17 protein-coding genes are annotated in these 18,669 nt (G+C 35.1%); 14 read left to right on the plus strand and 3 right to left on the minus strand.

The features are described 5' to 3' along the window. The first annotated feature begins 75 nt into the window (after nucleotides 1-75). The 5 genes from ribD to FFM65_RS11455 all read left to right on the plus strand — a co-directional run bounded on the left by ribD (nucleotide 76) and on the right by FFM65_RS11455 (nucleotide 4,212). Entirely contained in the window at nucleotides 76-1,107 is a 1,032-nt protein-coding gene (gene ribD, locus FFM65_RS11435) for a bifunctional diaminohydroxyphosphoribosylaminopyrimidine deaminase/5-amino-6-(5-phosphoribosylamino)uracil reductase RibD (protein WP_119318869.1), read from the plus strand. Continuing rightward, nucleotides 1,107-1,706, plus strand: coding sequence for a riboflavin synthase (gene ribE / locus FFM65_RS11440; RefSeq protein ID WP_119318870.1), 600 nt, complete (start codon nucleotides 1,107-1,109; stop codon nucleotides 1,704-1,706). The genes ribD and ribE overlap by 1 nt, the downstream gene beginning before the upstream one ends. Beyond that, the gene (gene ribA, locus FFM65_RS11445) at nucleotides 1,696-2,898 is read left to right on the plus strand and encodes a GTP cyclohydrolase II (protein WP_119318871.1); all 1,203 of its coding nucleotides are present in this window, start codon (nucleotides 1,696-1,698) and stop codon (nucleotides 2,896-2,898) included. The genes ribE and ribA overlap by 11 nt, the downstream gene beginning before the upstream one ends. A 1-nt stretch (nucleotide 2,899) precedes the next feature. After that, the gene (gene ribH / locus FFM65_RS11450) at nucleotides 2,900-3,361 is read left to right on the plus strand and encodes a 6,7-dimethyl-8-ribityllumazine synthase (protein ID WP_119318872.1); all 462 of its coding nucleotides are present in this window, start codon (nucleotides 2,900-2,902) and stop codon (nucleotides 3,359-3,361) included. Nucleotides 3,362-3,450: 89 nt separating this feature from the next. Beyond that, a complete protein-coding gene (locus FFM65_RS11455; RefSeq protein WP_119318873.1) occupies nucleotides 3,451-4,212 on the plus strand; it encodes a Cof-type HAD-IIB family hydrolase in 762 nt (253 codons plus the stop codon). Nucleotides 4,213-4,255: 43 nt separating this feature from the next. On the opposite strand, the gene FFM65_RS11460 is transcribed toward FFM65_RS11455, so the two are convergent. Then, nucleotides 4,256-5,089 carry a LysR family transcriptional regulator gene (locus FFM65_RS11460; protein WP_119318874.1) on the minus strand — a complete coding sequence of 278 codons (834 nt, stop codon included), beginning with the start codon at nucleotides 5,087-5,089 and terminating at the stop codon, nucleotides 4,256-4,258. A gap of 250 nt (nucleotides 5,090-5,339) precedes the next feature. Here FFM65_RS11460 and FFM65_RS11465 point away from each other — a divergent pair, with 250 nt between their 5' ends. The 8 genes from FFM65_RS11465 to FFM65_RS11500 all read left to right on the plus strand — a co-directional run bounded on the left by FFM65_RS11465 (nucleotide 5,340) and on the right by FFM65_RS11500 (nucleotide 15,452). Beyond that, on the plus strand, nucleotides 5,340-6,641 hold the full coding sequence (locus FFM65_RS11465; protein ID WP_119318875.1) for a YeeE/YedE family protein: 1,302 nt from the start codon (nucleotides 5,340-5,342) through the stop codon (nucleotides 6,639-6,641). A 12-nt stretch (nucleotides 6,642-6,653) separates the two neighbouring features. Then, complete coding sequence (locus FFM65_RS11470; protein WP_119318876.1) at nucleotides 6,654-8,360, plus strand: FAD-dependent oxidoreductase; 1,707 nt, start codon at nucleotides 6,654-6,656, stop codon at nucleotides 8,358-8,360. 19 nt (nucleotides 8,361-8,379) lie between these two features. Beyond that, complete coding sequence (locus FFM65_RS11475) at nucleotides 8,380-9,147, plus strand: ABC transporter permease (RefSeq protein ID WP_119318877.1); 768 nt, start codon at nucleotides 8,380-8,382, stop codon at nucleotides 9,145-9,147. Further along, entirely contained in the window at nucleotides 9,147-10,160 is a 1,014-nt protein-coding gene (locus FFM65_RS11480) for a taurine ABC transporter substrate-binding protein (RefSeq protein WP_119318878.1), read from the plus strand. Before FFM65_RS11475 ends, FFM65_RS11480 begins: the two co-directional genes overlap by 1 nt. Further along, entirely contained in the window at nucleotides 10,147-10,899 is a 753-nt protein-coding gene (locus tag FFM65_RS11485; RefSeq protein WP_119318879.1) for an ABC transporter ATP-binding protein, read from the plus strand. The genes FFM65_RS11480 and FFM65_RS11485 overlap by 14 nt, the downstream gene beginning before the upstream one ends. Nucleotides 10,900-11,227: 328 nt before the next feature. Next, complete coding sequence (gene licT / locus FFM65_RS11490) at nucleotides 11,228-12,058, plus strand: BglG family transcription antiterminator LicT (RefSeq protein ID WP_119318880.1); 831 nt, start codon at nucleotides 11,228-11,230, stop codon at nucleotides 12,056-12,058. Nucleotides 12,059-12,148: 90 nt separating this feature from the next. Continuing rightward, nucleotides 12,149-13,999 (plus strand): beta-glucoside-specific PTS transporter subunit IIABC, encoded by a 1,851-nt coding sequence (locus FFM65_RS11495; RefSeq protein ID WP_119318881.1) that lies wholly within the window; start codon nucleotides 12,149-12,151, stop codon nucleotides 13,997-13,999. A gap of 1 nt (nucleotide 14,000) precedes the next feature. Next, nucleotides 14,001-15,452: a 6-phospho-beta-glucosidase gene (locus tag FFM65_RS11500; protein WP_119318882.1), complete on the plus strand. Its 1,452-nt coding sequence runs from the start codon at nucleotides 14,001-14,003 to the stop codon at nucleotides 15,450-15,452. 101 nt (nucleotides 15,453-15,553) lie between these two features. On the opposite strand, the gene FFM65_RS11505 is transcribed toward FFM65_RS11500, so the two are convergent. Then, nucleotides 15,554-16,399: an aldo/keto reductase gene (locus FFM65_RS11505; RefSeq protein WP_119318883.1), complete on the minus strand. Its 846-nt coding sequence runs from the start codon at nucleotides 16,397-16,399 to the stop codon at nucleotides 15,554-15,556. A gap of 232 nt (nucleotides 16,400-16,631) precedes the next feature. Here FFM65_RS11505 and FFM65_RS11510 point away from each other — a divergent pair, with 232 nt between their 5' ends. Next, complete coding sequence (locus FFM65_RS11510) at nucleotides 16,632-17,831, plus strand: NupC/NupG family nucleoside CNT transporter (RefSeq protein WP_119318900.1); 1,200 nt, start codon at nucleotides 16,632-16,634, stop codon at nucleotides 17,829-17,831. A gap of 42 nt (nucleotides 17,832-17,873) precedes the next feature. On the opposite strand, the gene FFM65_RS11515 is transcribed toward FFM65_RS11510, so the two are convergent. Beyond that, nucleotides 17,874-18,602 carry an alpha/beta hydrolase gene (locus FFM65_RS11515; protein WP_119318884.1) on the minus strand — a complete coding sequence of 243 codons (729 nt, stop codon included), beginning with the start codon at nucleotides 18,600-18,602 and terminating at the stop codon, nucleotides 17,874-17,876. Between the last annotated feature and the right edge of the window lie 67 nt (nucleotides 18,603-18,669).

Here is an 18,669-nt window from a genome sequence, read left to right on the forward strand (position 1 = left end):
TGTGAAATCTTATTTAGCTTATCTTGGACCCCGCATATTTTTATGTGGGGTCTTTTTTTGTGGGGTGAATAGGATTTGGATAGATTTATGAAATTAGCTTTTGAACAAGCAAAGAAAGGGAAAGATACTTGGACGAATCCACAAGTTGGTGCTGTGATCGTAAAAAACAATCGAGTTTTAGGTCAAGGATATCATGCAACTTTTGGACGTGAACATGCAGAAATCAATGCTTTCAAGTCATTAAAAAATATTGATGATGTCAAAGATGCAACGTTATATGTAACTTTGGAACCTTGTTCGCATTTTGGTAAAACACCACCTTGCGTCCAAACAATAGTTCAGCTAGGTGTTAAAAAAGTCGTCATTGGTCAAATTGATCCTAATCCACTGGTAAGTGGCAAAGGTGTTAAGTATTTACAAGATCACGGAGTGGTAGTTGAGGAACAGTTGATTAATTCTGAATTAAATCGTTCATACAATTATTTTTATAAGAATAATCGACCATTAGTGACAATTAAATACGCAATGACTTTGGACGGTAAGATTAATAAAAATAAAGGTCAACGGTCAATCGTATCCAATCAGGCTGCTTTTGAGGATTCTCAGCAATTGCGCAGTCGACAACAAGTTATTTTGATTGGGGAAAATACCTTAAAAGTCGATGATCCAGCTTTGACCGTTAGGGACAAAAAAATGCTCTTTCCACCTATCAGAGCGGTAGTCGTTAAAGATATCAATCAAATATCCTTAGACTTAAAGATTTTTCAAACAAATGAACCAATCTGGTTTTTTAGTGAAAAGGGTAATCGCCGAACTCTACCAGAAAATACGCGCGTAATTGTCGGCGAGTGGACACCAGAAAATATTTTGAATTATTTGGCTACTCAAAAGATTCAAGCGGTTTTAATCGAAGGTGGCAGTTTCTTGCAAGCTAAGTTTTTATCCGCAGGTCTGGTAGAAAAATTAGTAATTTATTTAGCAAATAAAATTTATGGTTCTGGCTTACCAGCAGTCTGGGGCGTGGATTTTGATCCTATAGATTTTATTGAACCAACTGTAGAAAAATTAAGAGATAATTTGAAAATAACGACGTGGAGGAAAGACTGATGTTCACAGGAATCATTAAAAATATTGGAACGATTGTTGATATAAATCAAGAAAATGACAATTATCGTTTAACTATCGAACATGGTTTGAAGGATATAAATTTAGGCGACAGTATTGCTATCAATGGAATTTGTCTAACTGTTGTTGATTTTCAAACTAACCAATTTCAAGTTGATGTCATGCCGGAGACCATTAAAAGAACTAATTTAACGGAAATGTCAGTTGGAACAAAGGTAAATCTAGAACCAGCGTTGAAGCCAAACTCTGAGATTGGTGGTCATTTTGTTTTAGGACATGTTGATACGACAGGAAATTTATTATCCAGAGAAGTAACTAAAAATTCAGTATTATTAACCTTTTCAATATCTAAAAAGTACAATCCTTATTTAGTTGAAAAAGGTTCAATTGCTGTTGATGGCGTGAGTTTGACCTTGATTGCGGTAACTGACGATACTTTTCAGGTGGGCATCATTCCTTATACCCAAGACGAAACAATTCTGGGTTCTTTAGAGGTTGATCAGACAGTTAATTTAGAAACTGATATTTTAGGAAAATACATTTATAAAGATTTGAAACGGAGCTATCCAAATGAAAAATAATGAAATCATTGCCAAAGTTGAACGGGCAATAGCAGATTTGAAACAAGGAAAACTGATAATTGTCGCCGATTCTGAAAAAAGAGAAGCTGAAGGAGACATGGTCGGGTTGGCAGATTTCGTCACTCCAGAAAACGTTAATTTCATGATTACGCATGCCCGTGGTTTATTATGTGTGCCAATGGCTAAATCAGTTGCTGAGAAATTAAACTTGCATCCGATGACTAAATCACACGATGCTTTTGGAACAGCTTTTACTGTAAGTACTGATAGTAAAGAAACCACGACAGGAATTTCAGCCTTTGATCGTGCTAAAACGATTCAGAAACTAGCTCAATCAAATGACGCCAATGACTTTTATCATCCAGGTCATATTTTCCCACTGATTGCTAGAGATAATGGTGTGATTGAAAGAGACGGTCATACTGAAGCAGCGATTGATCTGGCTAAAATTGCTCAAGTAACACCGGTAGCTTATATTTGTGAAGTAGTTAGAGAGAACGGTCGCATGGCTAGAAGACCTCAATTAAAACAAATTGCTCAAGAAAATAATTTAGCGTTTATTACGATTGCTGATATTATCAATTATCGCTATTTAAAGAATTTTAATATTTTGCAAGCAGTATCAGATGTTGATCTGCCGACAAAATTTGGTCATTTCCGCCTGAAATCATTTACTTACAAAGATGAGCCAGTCTTAGTAATTTATAAAGGCCAAATTGAAAATAAGTCTGATTTATTATTGCGAGTCCACTCAGAATGTTTGACTGGAGATATTTTAGGTTCAAGGCGTTGTGATTGTGGTGAACAATTAGAGCAATCACTTCAAAGAATTGAAAAAAATGGCAGTGGTGCCGTAATCTATTTGCATCAAGAAGGCCGAGGCATTGGTTTAATCAATAAGCTACGTGCTTATCAATTACAAGATGAAGGTTTAGATACGGTTGAAGCTAACTTGAAACTTGGTTTTAAAGCTGACCAAAGGGACTATCGCATTGTTTTAGCAATTTTGGAAGAGCTAGGCGTCGAATCAGTTGATTTATTGACAAACAATCCTGAAAAATTAAAGCAACTGGAGCAATTTGATTTAAAAGTAAATCGTATAGCTTTAGAAACGAAACCCAATGCTAATGACATTGATTATTTAAGAACGAAGAAACAAAAATTCAATCATTTATTAAACGAGGTAGATTAGGATGAAACAAATTAACGGAAATTTGAACGGTCAAGGGTTAAGAATTGGTATCGTAGTTGCTAAATTTAATGAAGTAGTTACCAATAAGTTATTGTCTGGTGCGTTGGATAAACTGGAACAACTTAATGTTGATACAGAAGATATCACGATTATTAAAGTTCCAGGAGCTTTTGAAATTCCTCGAATGGCAAAAAAATTGGCAAATAGTGGTCAAGTTGATGGAATCATTACTTTAGGAGCAGTTGTCAGAGGTGAGACCGCTCATTTTGATTATGTTTGTTCTCAATCGGCAGCCGGAGTCAGTCAAGTATCCTTAAATGGTGAAGTTCCAGTCATGTATGGTATCTTGACTACTAATGATATGTCGCAAGCTTTGAATCGAGCTGGGGGGAAAGCTGGTAATAAAGGCAGTGAATGCGCAAGTGATGTCGTTGAGGTCATCAATGCCGAAAAAAATATTTAACAATCCCAATTGTCTATTAACTCTATATAACAAAATCGTTATTTTGGATTACAATTTTAATAGAAAGAGTAATTTAAGGAGTGTTATGTATGGGTTATAAATTAATTGCAATCGATATGGATGGTACGCTCTTGAATTCCAAACAGAAGGTTTCTCAAAAAAATATTCAGGCAATTCAAGAAGCTAAATCAAAGGGAGTTTATATAGTACTTTGTTCAGGTCGAGCTTACGATGGGATAATTGACAGTGCCAAGGTTTTAGGAATCAACGAGTCAGATCAATATATGATTTGTTATGGTGGTAGCGTTATTCAAAACTACGATCAAGAGGTCCTTTATCAACGGACTTTGAAGAATGAAAATTGTGAAGAAATTGCCCGCTTCTTAACGGATAAAAAAATCCATTACAAATTTATTGATAATACCGGAACGCTATATCAGTCGTATCAAGATTGGATTGAAAAACACATGCTAAATCCAAAACTAGGTATCGTCAAAGTATTATTAAAAACTAGAAAGCATAAGTTACCAGAAGTTTTGAAGCTAGTACATGAACAATATGATAGTAATTATTTTGTCGTTCAAACGAGTGAAAAAGAATTGGAGATTTTTCCAAAAGATGTCAACAAGGGAAATGCTCTAGAAAGATTAACTAAATATCTAAAAATCAGTCCCAAAGAAGTCATGGCTATTGGGGATTATGATAACGATATGCCGATGTTTAGAACTGCAAAATTCAGTGTTGCTGTTGGCAATGCCATTCCGAAAGTAAAAGATTTGAGCGATGTTGTAGTAGCTGATAATGATCACGATGGTGTAGCGGAAGCAATTGAAAAATATGTTTTGAAGTAAGCAAAAGGACATCCAAATTTGGGTGTCCTTTTTCATGTAAAAATTAAAATCGTAATTGCGGTAACAACGTTTTGACTAGCTGAATCAGTTTTTGAATTTCATTTGAATTAGAAAGTTTCGGGTTGATCAAATAAAATTCATTGCAGAAATCGTTCGATAATTGTTGATATGGCAACAGGCTATTAGTGATTGAACGTTTAGAAATGATAGCTTTGCCGATATTTCTTGAAATGAGTTTAATAATGAGATCATTGTCATATACTTTGATTATTTTTGTAGGGCGCAAGTGGTGCTCGTTGAAGTATTTGTCAGAATATTCTCGTTGAGTAGACCCGGGTTTGCCAACTATCCATTCAGGATTATCAATATCGCCAGCTAAAACCATTTCGTCAGTAGCAAATGAAATTTGTTCGATTTCATGAGTTACGATAGGTTTTTCGATTATTCCAAAGTCAATTTCACGTTTGATAATTTCTTCTAGAATTTTTTCTGAATCTCCAGTTATCAATTGAAAGTCAAAGTAATTGAGATATCTTTTGAGGCTTTGCATTAATGGTGGTAGAACGTGGCTAGCAGTAGTTGGTGAAGCTCCAATTACACACTTAATACGATTACTTTTGTGTTTTTTTACTAAGTGATTGAGTGAGTTTTCCCAGCTATTCAAGACTAACTGTGAATCACGATAAAAACGGTTAGCATTTTCAGTGGGAATGAGTTGTTTGTTGCCATTACGCTTAAATAATTGAACGCCTAGTTCTTTTTCTAGTTTTTTAATTTGAATCGAAACAGTCGGTTGCGTCACATATAATTCTTTAGCTGCCCGAGTGATACTTCGAGTTTCGTATACTTTTTGAAATGCAATGATGTCCCTAAACATAGCGGTTTCTCCTCAATATAAAAAATATTTATTAATGAATATATAAATATAATAACACATGAACATTGTGAAATAATTATGAAATAGAAATCCTGTTATGATTGCAAAAATACCAATTATGAGTGATTGATATTTTTAATATAATAAAAAATTCACAATAAAACAAGAGCAAAATTGCGTTAATTTAAGTAACGTATAAATAAATTCTATGCTACATTAAAAGCATAAAAATAAGTTAGGGGGCTATATTATGGAAAATGTAGATGGAAGTATAGAACCGAACCCTATCAAGTGGGATAAGGCTATAGGTTTTGTTTTATTCTTTATTTTAATTATCGGTGCACCATTTGTTTTGCCATCGAATATGCATTATTTACGACTTTTGATGGGCTTAGCACTAGGGTACATATTATCTAGATCTTATACGGGATTTGCAGGGAGTGTTAATCGAGCTTATAAAACTGGTTCGACTAAACTGATGAGAACAATGATGTTCATGTTTTTAATCACTGCAATTGCCAACGTTACATTCTTAATGTTTACAAAGGATTTAACAACTTATGCATTGTCGATTAATCCGATTAACTTGGGTTTGATTTTGGGTGGTTTGTTGTTCGGATTTGGAATGGCATTTTCATCTTGTTGTGCAACAGGCGTTATGACGGATTTGGCAACAGATTTACCAAGAGCCGGCGTAACTTTAGTTTTCTTCTGCTTAGGAGTGTTCCTAGGTTTTCCACTTCAAGCCACACAATCATGGATCAAGGGCTCAATTGCAACTTCAGCCACTGGTAAAAAATTTGCACAAGGTATTTATATGCCCGACTGGTTTAAATGGGACGGATTAGATGGATATCTTGGAGCGGTAGTTTTAACAGCACTTTTGGTTAGTTTTGTTATTTATCTTTCTTATCTTTATGAAAAAAAGCGCCGTCAAAAAAATACTTATTCTGGCGTACCTTCAGAACGTGTTCAAGATAGTCCTCAAGACGAGGACATTGCTAATTTCACTATGGGTAGCGAATCAACTTATAACGTTTTATTCAAGAAACCTTGGACTTTGAAACAAGGCGCTGTGGGGATGACAATTATTTTTGTTTTGATGATGGGACTAACTAAATCAGGCTGGGGAGCATCAACTCCTTATGGTTTCTGGTTTGGAAAGGTTCTTAACATCTTTGGTGTTTCTGCTACATCATTAGCAAACTTTACTCATCAACCAGCTGCTGTTTATTCGGGACCATTCTTAGCTAATGGTGTGACGGTTCAAAATATGGGTATTTTCTTAGGAGCTATCATTTTCATTTTCACAGCTGGATTATTTAAGCAAACTATGCATTCCGTTTCTACTTTGAATTTCAAGAGTGCTTCCTTATTTGCACTAGGTGGATTCACAATGGGGTTCGGAACTAGATTGTCTAATGGATGTAATGTTGGAGCTCTTTATACTCCAATTGCTCAATTCTCAGTTTCTGGTTGGATTTTCTTGGCAGCCTTAGTGTTAGGTGGAATTATTGGTAACAAGTTGTCTAAAACTATTTACGGATATTAGGGGGATATAATAATGGATAATAAAAAAATTGTCGTCGTAGGTGGAGTTGCCGGAGGTGCTTCTTCAGCCGCTAGAGCCCGTCGTTTGGATGAATTTGCTGAAATTACGATGTTTGAAAAAGGGCCTAATGTATCTTTCTCAAACTGTTCATTGCCATATCATTTGAGTGGTGTTATTCCAAATGCCGACAGTATTGTTTTGATGACACCAGAACAATTCAAGAATCAATATGATATCGATGCTGAAGTAAATTCTGAAGTAACCGACGTTGATACTGATAAAAAAGAAGTAGAAGTTAAAAATACTCAAACAGGTGAATTGAAGAAGGTACCTTATGATGAATTAATCCTATCACCAGGTGCTAACCCAATCATGCCAAATTGTATCAAAGGCATCGACAAGGATAATGTCTTTTCAGTTAGAAATGTAGTCGACATCAAGAAAATCCAGACTTATTTGGAAGTCAATAAAGTTACTGATGTTGCTATCATCGGTGGTGGATTCATTGGCTTGGAAGTTTGCGAAAACTTAGCTCAAACTGATAAGAATGTTTCCTTAATTGAAGCTTCTGGTCACGTAATGGGAACAATTGATGATGATTTTGCGGAATTAGTTCATAAAGAACTTTACGATCATGGTGTAAATGTAGTCTTAAATGATGGACTAGCAGAAATTACCGATGACCATATCAAACTCGGTTCAGGTCGCGAAATCAAATCACAGGTTGTTATCATGGCAATCGGTGTTAAACCTGATACTGCTTTAGCAACTAAGATTGGCTGTAAACTAGGTTTAACTGGTGGTATTGCAGTTGATCATCAATACAGAACTTCTATTCCTAACGTATATGCAGTCGGTGATGCTATCGAGGTGAGTCATATGATTACTCGTAAGAAAACTCGTTTAGCCTTAGCATTCCCAGCACAAATGGAAGCAAGAGATGCGGTTGACCATATTTATGGTAGAACAGTTGAAAATAAAGGAGTTATTGGATCACAAGCAATCCATGTCTTTGGTATTAACGTTGCATCTACAGGTTTGACCGAAAATGAATGTCAAAAGGACGGTATTGATTATCGAACAGCGGTAGTAATTCCAAAGAGTCGTGTTGGCATCATGCCTGATGCTACGCCACTGTACTTCAAATTGATCTTTGGTTATCCAAGCGGAGAAGTTCTAGGTGCTCAAGCCTTAGGCGAATCCGATGTTGATAAGCAAATTGACATTGTTTCGACAATGATTTCTATGCATGGGCATATTTCGGACTTAACACATTTGGAAGTTTGCTACTCACCATGGTTCAGTACTGCCAAGAATGCTGTTAATATGGCAGCCTTAGTTGCAGAAAACGTTTTGAATGGTGAATTTGAACAGGTCCAAGTTCAAGACGTTCGTAAATTAGTCGAAAAAGGTGCTTTCATTATTGACGCACGTGAACCAGAAGAATATGAAGAAGGACACATCAAATCAGCTGTTAATATTCCTTTGAGCCAATTCCGTCAAAGATTAGATGAGATTCCAACTGATCGTCCAGTATACGTACACTGTCTAACGGGACAACGTAGCTACAATATGGTTCGTGCTTTAAACAATCGAGGATATAATAATATTATTAATATTGATGGTTCATATTTAGGATTGTGCGAGTATGAATACTTTAAAGATCAAACAACAGATCGTAAACCAATCGTGACAAATTATCGTTTTGATTTGTTGTAAAAATTAGAGGAGTGGTGGAATGAAGAAAAAATCTAGACTAATAACGAGTAGTGTTTGGATTGTCTTGTTATTGATTTGGTTTGTGGTAACCAATCTAAAATTAGTTTCGCCAATCCTTTTTCCATCGCCACAAGATGTTTGGTTTACATTCACTGGCATCTTGACTCATGGTTATAACAACATTTCATTTTGGCAACATCTGGGAATTACCTTATTTAGACTATTTTCAGCTTTGATTTTGGCGATAATTACTGCGGTACCTTTGGGATTAGCTTCAGGAATGTCGGAGTGGGTTCATGCAATCATCGATTCATTGATTCAGTTCTATCGTCCCATTCCACCATTAGCTTATTACACGATTTTGATACTTTGGTTAGGAATCGGTGAAGGGTCAAAAATAATTTTGCTGTACTTAGCGGCTTTCGCACCTATTTATATTGCTTGTGTCGAAGGAGTTCGTCACTTGAATAAGGATTACGTTTTGAGTGCGAAATCTTTAGGTGCTGGCAAGTGGTCAATTTTTAAGTGGGTTATTTTTCCTGGCGCTTTGCCAGATATATTCACTGGAATTAGAACTGCCATGGGAGTTTCCTTTTCGACATTAGTTGCAGCAGAAATGGTTGCTTCAACCTCAGGAATTGGTTGGATGGTCATTGATGCTTCCAAATATTTGAAGGGTAGCGTAATGTTTTTGGGGATTTTTATTCTTGGAGGTCTAGGTCTGTTGTTAGATTGGATTTTACAATTGCTCGAAAGAAAATGGATTTTCTGGAAGGGTAAAGAGTAATGGAAAATTTAAAACGTTTCGTTCTAATGACCTTGTTGCTTTTTATACCATTGTGTTTGAGTGGATGTTCTTCAAAAGATAAAGTTCCCAAAAATGAAATTAGAATCGGTATTCTTAATACGCCTAACGATGTAGCTGTTGCGAGAAATAAAAACTTCTTTAAAGAAAAATTTCCTAATAAGAAAATCACCTTTATTACATTTGATTCTGGAGTAGATGCGAATAAAGCTTTAATGTCAGGTGGAGTTGATTTTGCGACGATGGGTGATACTAATGGTATCGTAGCTTTAACAGCTGGCATTCCGGTGAAATTACTATGGATAAATGAGATGTGTGGTGCCAACGAAAGTCTAATTGTCAAAAAGGGATCAGGTATTAACTCTCTGGCAGATTTAAAAGGTAAAAAAATCGCTACGCCATTTGCATCGACTTCGCATTACAGTTTGATGATAACTTTGAAAAAAGTGGGTTTAGAAAATAAGGTCCAACTATTGGATATGGATACGCAAAATATCGTGGCAGCTTGGAAACGTGGCAATATTGATGCAGCCTATACTTGGCAACCAACTTTGTCGCAATTGCAAGCTGATGGCAAAGTGTTAGTCGATAGTTCTGATTTGTCAAAAGCTGGTTATTCGACAGGAAATATTACCTTAGTCAGCAAAGTGTTTCTAAAAAAGCATCCACAAGACGTTAAAAAATTTGTTTCTGTCTTGGCAAGAACACATCAATTACGAAAAAATAATTATAAGGAGACTGTCAAGGCAGCAGCTAAGCAGACGGGTATCAGTGCAAGTGATGCCGACAAACAAATGCGAGGAACCCAGTGGCCATCGTTAAAGGCGGAATATTCAGAAGAATACCTAGGTCAAGCTGGCAACTTAGGACAATTTGTGATTGAAATGCAAAGAGCTGGTAAATTTATGTATGGACAGCAAACTATCAGTTATGCACCGACATTAGAGCAATTTAGAAAATTCGTTTATCAGGAGGGTGAAAATGGCGTTAATTAAAGCTGATCATTTAAATATTAAATATAAAAAAACCGATGAATCAGTAATAGTTGATACTAATTTTTCGATTGAGAAGAATGAGATTTTCGTCTTAGTTGGACCCTCAGGTTGTGGTAAGAGTACAATTTTGCAGGCTTTAGCTGGATTTATTCCGGCAAGTGGCACCTTGACCATGAACGACCAACCAATTACCAGTCCAGATTGGCAGCGAGGAGTAGTTTTTCAAAATTCTTCGTTGTATCCGTGGTTGAAGGTAAAAGATAACGTCGGCTTTGGTTTGAAATCTCGAAATTTCTCTAAAGAACAAATTAAACAAAGAGTTGCTTATTTATTAGATTTGATTGGCCTGAGTGATCAAGCAGATGCAAAGACGTTTGAACTATCTGGGGGGATGAGACAAAGGGTAGCGATTGCTCGAGTTTTGGCCAATAAATCACCATTGTTGCTGATGGACGAACCATTTGGAGCTTTGGATGCTTTTACTAGAGCAAAGATGCAACAATTGATTTTAGACATTTGGCACAAGGAAGATACGAGCATCTTCATGATTACCCACGATTTGAATGAAGCTATTCGTTGTGGCAACAGGATTGCTATCATGAATTCTCATGATAAAAAGATTGTAGAAATCTTGGATAATCCTTTTCAAAATATCGATATAGAAACACTTGATGATTTTAACATTGAACGAAAAATTGACTCTTTCCGTAAACAGATTTTAGAAGTTATCAATCAATGATTGTTACAAGCATTGAAGACATCCGTTTGGATGTCTTTTTTGAAAAAATCATTATTTTTTATCCGCAAGGATTTTCATCGTGTTGGCGTTGTTAGAATAAAAGCCAAATTAAAATTACCTAAACCAATGTAAGCGCTATTGCAAAATTCATATTTTATGTTACTATAATTTATAGATTGTGACTTCAAGTAGGCAATCTTAATATTCTAGAATATTTAAATATCGGGATTGTTATCATAAAAGTAAATTTATGAGCTAAACCCAGTTATACCTCTTGTAGAGGGGATAACTGGGTTTTATTTTTTGGACAGGGAAAGGGGAATATCTCTTGAGAATAGTTAAAGTAATCAATAACAATATTGTTACGTCAACTCAAGACGGCAATGAAGTAATTGTTATGGGTAAAGGATTGGGATTCAACAAAACTGGTGGAGACATTATTCCTCAAGCAAAAATTGATAAGGTTTTTGCTTTGAATGCTTCTGCAAGTGTTGATAGATTCAAATTACTTTTGAAAGATGTTCCAATGCAAGAACTGCAAGCCAGTGATGAAATCATTTCGTATGCAAAATTGTCATTAGGCAAAAGACTAAGCGACAGTATTTATGTTGCTTTAACTGATCATATTCATTTTGCAATTCAACGTTTCAAAAAAGGTATGGATTTTGGTAATGCATTATCTTGGGAAGTTAAGCATTTTTACAATCATGAATATTTGATTGGTAAAGAAGGACTGAACATTATTGAAAAAAGAACTGGCACACGTTTACCAGATGATGAAGCAGTAACAATTGCTTTACATCTAGTAAATGCAGAATTAGACAGTTCTATGGATTATACAGTCGGGATGACTAAGCTTATAAAAGAAATATTAGGAATAATTCAATACACATTTCATGTTGAATTGTCAGATACCAGTTTGGCTTATGAACGACTTATGACCCATCTTAAATTCTTTATCCAAAGAGTTATGACGAATCAGCCACTACCAGATAATGATGACAAACTATTCAATATGATCAAAGAGACTTACCCTAATGAATTCAAATGCTCATTAAAAATTAGTAAATACGTTAAGAAGGAATTGAATTACGATTTGACTGATGCCGAGTTATCATACTTAACAATTCACATCAATCGAGTAATTACTGAAAATTAAATAATAGGATTGTAATCGTTAAGAGCAAAACCTAAATCAAAGTCTAGTTAACTGGGCTTGGTTTAGGTTTTTGTTCTTTCAGGAGGAAAAATGGATTATAAAAAATCAGCCGATAAAATATTGAAAGATGTCGGTGGAACAAAGAATATCGATTATGTAACTCATTGTATGACTAGATTACGTTTTGGATTAAAAGATGAATCTAAAGCGAAAGGAAAAGAAATAGAAAAGATTGATGGCGTCAAAGGTGTAATGAGTCAAAGTGGTCAATATCAAGTCATAATTGGAAGTGATGTGACCAATGTTTTTGCCGCTTTGCCAGATAATATAAAAGATGGAGATTCAATGGAATCAGACTCAAAGCCTAAGGAGAAATTAACACCAAAAGTTATATTCAAAAATATACTTGATTATCTTTCATCATCTATTACAGCTGCCCTAGGGGTAATTATTGGTAGTGGTATGATAAAACTTCTTTTAGTTATCCTTGATCTAATTGGAGTGCAACATAATTCTACTTATAATTTATTGACTATTTTAGGTGATACAGGTTTTTATTTCTTACCTTTGGTTCTTGCATATACTGCTGCTAAGAAGTTGAAAACCGATCCAGCTTTATCGATTGTTGTATCGGCCTTTTTAATCCATCCAAACTTAATTTCCACGCTTGCTAAAGGGGATGTTACTTTTTTAAATGTGCCTGTATATAGCACAACATATGCATCAACAATCATTCCTCCATTGTTGGCAACATGGATCTTATCTTTAATAATTCCACTAGTCGATAAATTTACACCTAATTGGAGTAAGACAATTCTTAATCCGATGTTATCCTTACTAATCACTGTTCCAATTGTACTAGTGATTTTCGCACCTATTGGTGCCATTATTGGTCAAGGATTAAGTATTATCACAACTACTATGACAAATTATGTACCATGGTTGACAATGGGAATCGTCGCAGCATTTCTACCTTTATTGGTAATCGCTGGATTACATCATGCTTTCGATCCAATTTATTTATCGAGTTTTGCCAAAGTTGGATATGATCCATTATTTTTGCCAATGATGTTAGCAATGAATTTTTCAATTACTGCTGCTGTCTTAGTAGTTGGAATTAAATCTAAAGATGGTAAAAAGGAATCATTAGCTTATTCCTCAGCCGTTTCAGCTGGATTGGCAGGAATCACAGAACCAGGATTATTCGGTGTTTTATTAAAAAATAAAAAAGCTTTAAGATCTGCAATGCTTGGTTCAGGTGTTGGTGGCGTTCTAGTAGGTTTGTTGCATTTAAAGATTTTTGCCGCCGTTTCACCCGGTGTTATTGCTATGGTTTCATTTGTTTCTAAGAAATATCCAGCAAATATTATTTATGCATTAATAGTTGCTGTTGTATCATTCATTGCCGCCTTTATATTTACTTGGTTATCTTACAAAGAAGAAACAGAAGACAACGGTAATTCTATTAAATTAAATAATCATTCAGTTTTAGCACCAATTAAAGGTAAGGTAGTTCCATTGGAACAAGTAAAAGATGCTACTTTTGCTGATAAATTATTGGGAGATGGAATTGCAATTGAGCCATCTGAAGGAAAGGTTTACTCCCCTGTAGATGGGACTGTTCAGGTTATGTATAAAACCGGCCATGCGATTGGTTTATTATCTGATTCTGGGGATGAAATATTAATTCACATTGGCTTAGATACTGTCAAATTAGAAGGAAAGGGCTTTGAAAAAATTGCCAAACAAGGTGAACACGTTAAAGCTGGACAATTGTTATTGAAATTTGATATGCCTTTTATCCAAAAGCAAGGTTATGATTTAACGACTCCAATTGTCGTAACAAATCTTGATTCGACTGGTAAGAAAATAGTAGAAAATAATAAATCACAAGAAATTGAATCTTCAATGCCAATTTTTGATATTCAAGGAGGAAATTAAAATGTCTTTACCAAAAACTTTTTTATGGGGTGGCGCTACAGCTGCTAATCAATCAGAAGGTGGTTATAATCTGGACAATCGAGGTTTAGCAAACGTTGATTTGTTACCATTAGGTGATGACAGAAGATCAGTCGTCATGGGCGAGCAAAAGATGTTTGATTTTGATGATAAACATTTTTATCCTGCACTCAATGCCATTGATATGTATCATTATTATAAAGAGGATATAAAAATGTTTGCCGAAATGGGATTTAGTGTTTATAGAATGTCTATCGCTTGGACACGAATCTTTCCTAATGGGGACGAAAATGAGCCTAATGAAGCTGGATTAAAGTTTTACGAGAATATTTTTAAAGAATGTAAAAAGTATGGAATTGAACCATTAGTGACCATTTCTCACTTTGATACGCCAATGCATTTAGTAAAGAAGATGGGTTCATGGCGAGATCGTCGGATGATTGATTATTATCTTAATTTTTGTAAAGTTCTTTTTACAAGATACAAAGGATTAGTTAAGTACTGGTTAACATTTAATGAAATCAACATGATTTTTCACGCACCATTCATGGGAGCAGGCTTATATGTCGGTGATTTAGATGAAAGAGAAAAGAAGCAAGTTCTTTATCAATCAGCTCACAATGAACTAGTAGCAAGTGCTAAAGCAACTAAAATGGCTCACGAAATTGATAAGAATAATCAAATAGGCTGTATGGTAGCAGCGGGAAAATATTATCCATATAGTTGTGATCCAAAAGATGTTTATGCCGCGATAGCAAGTGATAGGGAAGATTATTTTTTCTCTGATATTCAAGCAGGTGGTAAATACCCAAAATATGTATTAGATATGTTTGAAAGAGAAAATTTGCGGATAGATATGCATGAAGGTGATTTGAAATTGTTATCTGATAATACTGTAGATTTTGTTTCATTTTCTTATTACATGTCTAGAGTTGCGACTGCTAATGAAAAAGTTGCCCAAATGACTACTGGTAATATTTTTGACTCTGTAAAAAATCCATATTTGAAGGAACAATCGGAATGGGGTTGGCAAATTGATCCACTAGGATTAAGAATCACAATGATTGATTTATATGACAGATATCATAAACCACTATTCATTGTTGAAAATGGTCTAGGTGCTGTAGATAAACCTGATGAAAATGGAAAAATTTATGATGATTATCGTATTAAATATTTGGCAAGTCATATTAAAGCTATGGAAGATGCTGTCGAATATGACGGAGTTGAATTGTTAGGATATACATCTTGGGGCTGCATTGATTTAATTAGTGCCGGTTCTGGTGAAATGAAGAAACGTTATGGCTTTATTTATGTTGACCGTGACAATCAAGGAAATGGAAGTTTAAAGCGTAGTAAAAAGAAATCATTTAATTGGTATAAACGAGTAATTGCAACAAATGGAGAAAACTTAAATTTAGATATCGAGTATTAGATATCAGTATATTTATTTTTGATAAGATGATAATCCATCAAAATTGTAGTTAGGCAACTAAAAACCAGCCCAAATCAATGGACTGGTTTTTAGTTTGCATTTTAAATCGTATCAAGTGGTTTTTCACTTTCAGGAGCTGGATAAGTTTTATCGAGTAGTTCCAATTCATCCGCTGAAAAACTAACGTCGACAGCTTCGATGTTTTGTTTCATATGTTCAACAGAAGAAGATTTAGGGATGCTCAATAAGTCGTGATTTCTAATTACCCAAGCTAATAATAGTTGGTAAGCCGTGATATGTTTTTGCTTGGCCATTTCTTGAATAACAGGGGCAATCTTTAAATATTCACTGCCATCTGAACCAAAAGGTGAGTAGGCGATAAATGACATATCATGCTCTTTTTGCCAAGGCAAGATGGAATACTCAATACCACGACTGCCGATATTGTAGAGATCTTCATTAATGCGGCAATTTTTACCGTTAGGTAGAGCATTTAATTCTTTGAGGTCCTCGATATCAAAATTGGAGACACCCCAGTTTCTGATCAGGCCAGCTTGGACCATATTTTCTAAGCCTTCAACCGTTTCTGCCAATGGAGTTTGACCACGCCAATGTAATAAATAAAGGTCTAGGTAGTCAGTTTGCAATCGTTTGAGACTGGCTTTAAGACTTTGCTCAATTAATTTCGGTGTAGCGTGGAATGGATAGAACTTTGAGATTAATTGAAAGTCTGAGCGTGAATAATCTTTAATGACATTGCCAATCAAAGTCTCCGATTTACCTTCTCCATACATTTCCGCTGTATCGATGACGTTGATTCCATGGTCAAGGCCAAATTTTAAAGCTGCCATTTCTGATTCAGTTCTAGCGTGGTTGCCTTCACCGATGTGCCAAGTACCCATACCAATGGCAGAAGTATTTTGATGATTGAATGTAATTGATTTCAAAACTATTCCTCGCTTTCGATATTAAATCGGTAATTATAAAACATAATATTGTAAGGGATAACATTACTATTATAAAGCCAATCCTATTAATTATAAAATGAAGACGATTTAATTGTGCCGAATTGTAAAAATTCATTTACAAAGAGTTTTTTGCCATGTAATATAAAAAAAGAAGTGAAAAGTTTAACTAATTCTGACTTCAAATAAAAAAAGGGGTTAAGTATAGATGAGTATGTACCTAGTAGTTAATATTTTAGGTCTTTTTGTTTTTCTAGGCATCGGGTTCCTCTTTTCGAAGAATCGCAAAGGAATCCAATGGAAATCAATTGCCATCATGGTCGTTTTGAACTTGTTCTTGGCATGGTTTCTAACTAGTTTTGGTGCCGGTCGTGCAATCGTCTCGGGGGCTGCTGATGGTTTTAATTGGCTAGTTCAAGTTGCATATACTGGGATCGAATTTGCTCTACCTAGTTGGGTTCATGTGAAGAGCATGGACTTCGTAACTAGTGCTCTATTACCAATTTTGTTGATTGTGCCATTGTTTGACATTTTGACATATATTGGAGTTCTACCTTTTATTATTAAGTGGATCGGTAAAGGATTGTCATTCATTACTGGTCAACCTAAGTTTGAATCATTTTTTGCCGTTGAAATGATGTTTTTAGGTAATACGGAAGCTTTAGCTGTATCAAGTTTGCAATTAAAACAAATCAAAGCACAACGTAACGTTACTTTGGCAATGATGTCAATGAGTTGTGTTACAGCCTCAATCATTGGATCATACATCCAAATGATGCCAGGTCAATTTATTTTAACAGCTATTCCTATCAATATTATTAATGCAATTATCGTAACAAGTTTGTTGAATCCTGTTACAGTTGAACCAGAAGAAGATACTATTGCTAAGCTTCATGGTGAAGATGGTAAGAAAGAACCATTCTTCTCATTCCTTGGCGATTCAATCCTTGGTGCTGGTCGTTTGATTTTGATTATTACTGCTAATGTTATCGCATTCGTTGCTTTGGCAGCTTTGATCGATAAGATTTTACAATTAGTTAATCCATGGCTAACACTAGAACACATCTTGGGTATCGTAATGTATCCATTTGCTTGGTTGCTTGGTTTGAATGGTCATGATTCATTCCAAATGGCTCAATACATGGGAACAAAATTAGTTACTAATGAATTCGTTGTAATGGGTAAAGTTACAAGTATCATTAAAGACTTTGATCCTCACTTCAAGGCTGTTTTAACAGTCTTCATCACATCATTCGCTAACTTCTCAACTTTGGGAATGATTATCGGATGTTTCAAGGGTATCGTTGATAAAGAAAAGAATGATGCTATTTCTAAGAATGTTGGTTACATGTTGCTATCAGGTATTTTGGTATCACTATTGTCGGCTGCATTCGTTGGCTTGTTCGTTTGGTAAAAATAAAAAACCGCTAACTTCAAATTAGCGGTTTTTTTGTGCTCATTTTTCTAGCCAATCAAAGACACGGTTGATATTTTGACTCCAAGTGTTCCAAGAATGGTCTCCCTCGACTGGCATCCAAGTGTAACGACCTTTGGCGTGAATTGATAAGAAATTTTTGAACATAACGTTATCTTCATGCATGAAATCCTGATCGCCACATAAGGTTAAAATCTCTTGCTTAGGTTGGCGATTGTTGTAAATATTAGTCAATTGATTCTTAGCTATTTTTTCTGGACTATCGAAGATACTGTCAAAAGTAGCTTTAGCCATCGGACTTTTCGGATTATTACGGAAATGTTCGATATCAGTAATTGGTGATAGGGCAGCGACTTTACTGAATTTATCATCATTCTTAAAAGCAATTTTCAAAGCTCCGTAACCACCCATGCTGGAACCTACGATATAATTTTTCGATCTGTCCTTTGAAATAGGTAAGAGATGCTGCATTTTAGGGATGAATTCATCGATGAAATAGGAATAATAAGGTATGAAATTAGAATCAGAGTAAAATGAATTTCTCGCTTCAGGCATGATTATCGCAAAATTGTGTTCACGAGCAATTTGTTCGATATTGACATGACGGATCCAGGCAGTATCGTCTCCAGTGTAGCCATGTAACAACCAAACTGTTGTATATTCAGTTTCATTTGTATCTGGAATTACCACAGTCGTTTTGAAGTACGTGTGTAAATAATTAGTTCTGTAATTCAAATTCATTAATGCCATTTGATAAACCTCACAATACGAATTTATTCACTAGAATAATAAGCAATTTGTCAGAAAATATCAATTT

Origin of the sequence: Companilactobacillus formosensis (assembly GCF_005405305.1) — a bacterium.
GTDB classification, from domain to species: domain Bacteria; phylum Bacillota; class Bacilli; order Lactobacillales; family Lactobacillaceae; genus Companilactobacillus; species Companilactobacillus formosensis.

Bases quoted from the DNA above. Each gene is read 5' to 3' on its own strand.
- FFM65_RS11515 (WP_119318884.1), bottom strand. From the start codon at position 18,602: ATGGCATTAATGAATTTGAATTACAGAACTAATTATTTACACACGTAC.
- FFM65_RS11495 (WP_119318881.1), top strand. From the start codon at position 12,149: ATGGATTATAAAAAATCAGCCGATAAAATATTGAAAGATGTCGGTGGA.
- FFM65_RS11485 (WP_119318879.1), top strand. From the start codon at position 10,147: ATGGCGTTAATTAAAGCTGATCATTTAAATATTAAATATAAAAAAACC.
- FFM65_RS11460 (WP_119318874.1), bottom strand. From the start codon at position 5,089: ATGTTTAGGGACATCATTGCATTTCAAAAAGTATACGAAACTCGAAGT.
- FFM65_RS11470 (WP_119318876.1), top strand. From the start codon at position 6,654: ATGGATAATAAAAAAATTGTCGTCGTAGGTGGAGTTGCCGGAGGTGCT.
- FFM65_RS11500 (WP_119318882.1), top strand. From the start codon at position 14,001: ATGTCTTTACCAAAAACTTTTTTATGGGGTGGCGCTACAGCTGCTAAT.
- FFM65_RS11475 (WP_119318877.1), top strand. From the start codon at position 8,380: ATGAAGAAAAAATCTAGACTAATAACGAGTAGTGTTTGGATTGTCTTG.
- FFM65_RS11510 (WP_119318900.1), top strand. From the start codon at position 16,632: ATGTACCTAGTAGTTAATATTTTAGGTCTTTTTGTTTTTCTAGGCATC.
- FFM65_RS11480 (WP_119318878.1), top strand. From the start codon at position 9,147: ATGGAAAATTTAAAACGTTTCGTTCTAATGACCTTGTTGCTTTTTATA.
- ribH (WP_119318872.1), top strand. From the start codon at position 2,900: ATGAAACAAATTAACGGAAATTTGAACGGTCAAGGGTTAAGAATTGGT.
- ribA (WP_119318871.1), top strand. From the start codon at position 1,696: ATGAAAAATAATGAAATCATTGCCAAAGTTGAACGGGCAATAGCAGAT.
- ribE (WP_119318870.1), top strand. From the start codon at position 1,107: ATGTTCACAGGAATCATTAAAAATATTGGAACGATTGTTGATATAAAT.
- FFM65_RS11465 (WP_119318875.1), top strand. From the start codon at position 5,340: ATGGAAAATGTAGATGGAAGTATAGAACCGAACCCTATCAAGTGGGAT.
- FFM65_RS11455 (WP_119318873.1), top strand. From the start codon at position 3,451: ATGGGTTATAAATTAATTGCAATCGATATGGATGGTACGCTCTTGAAT.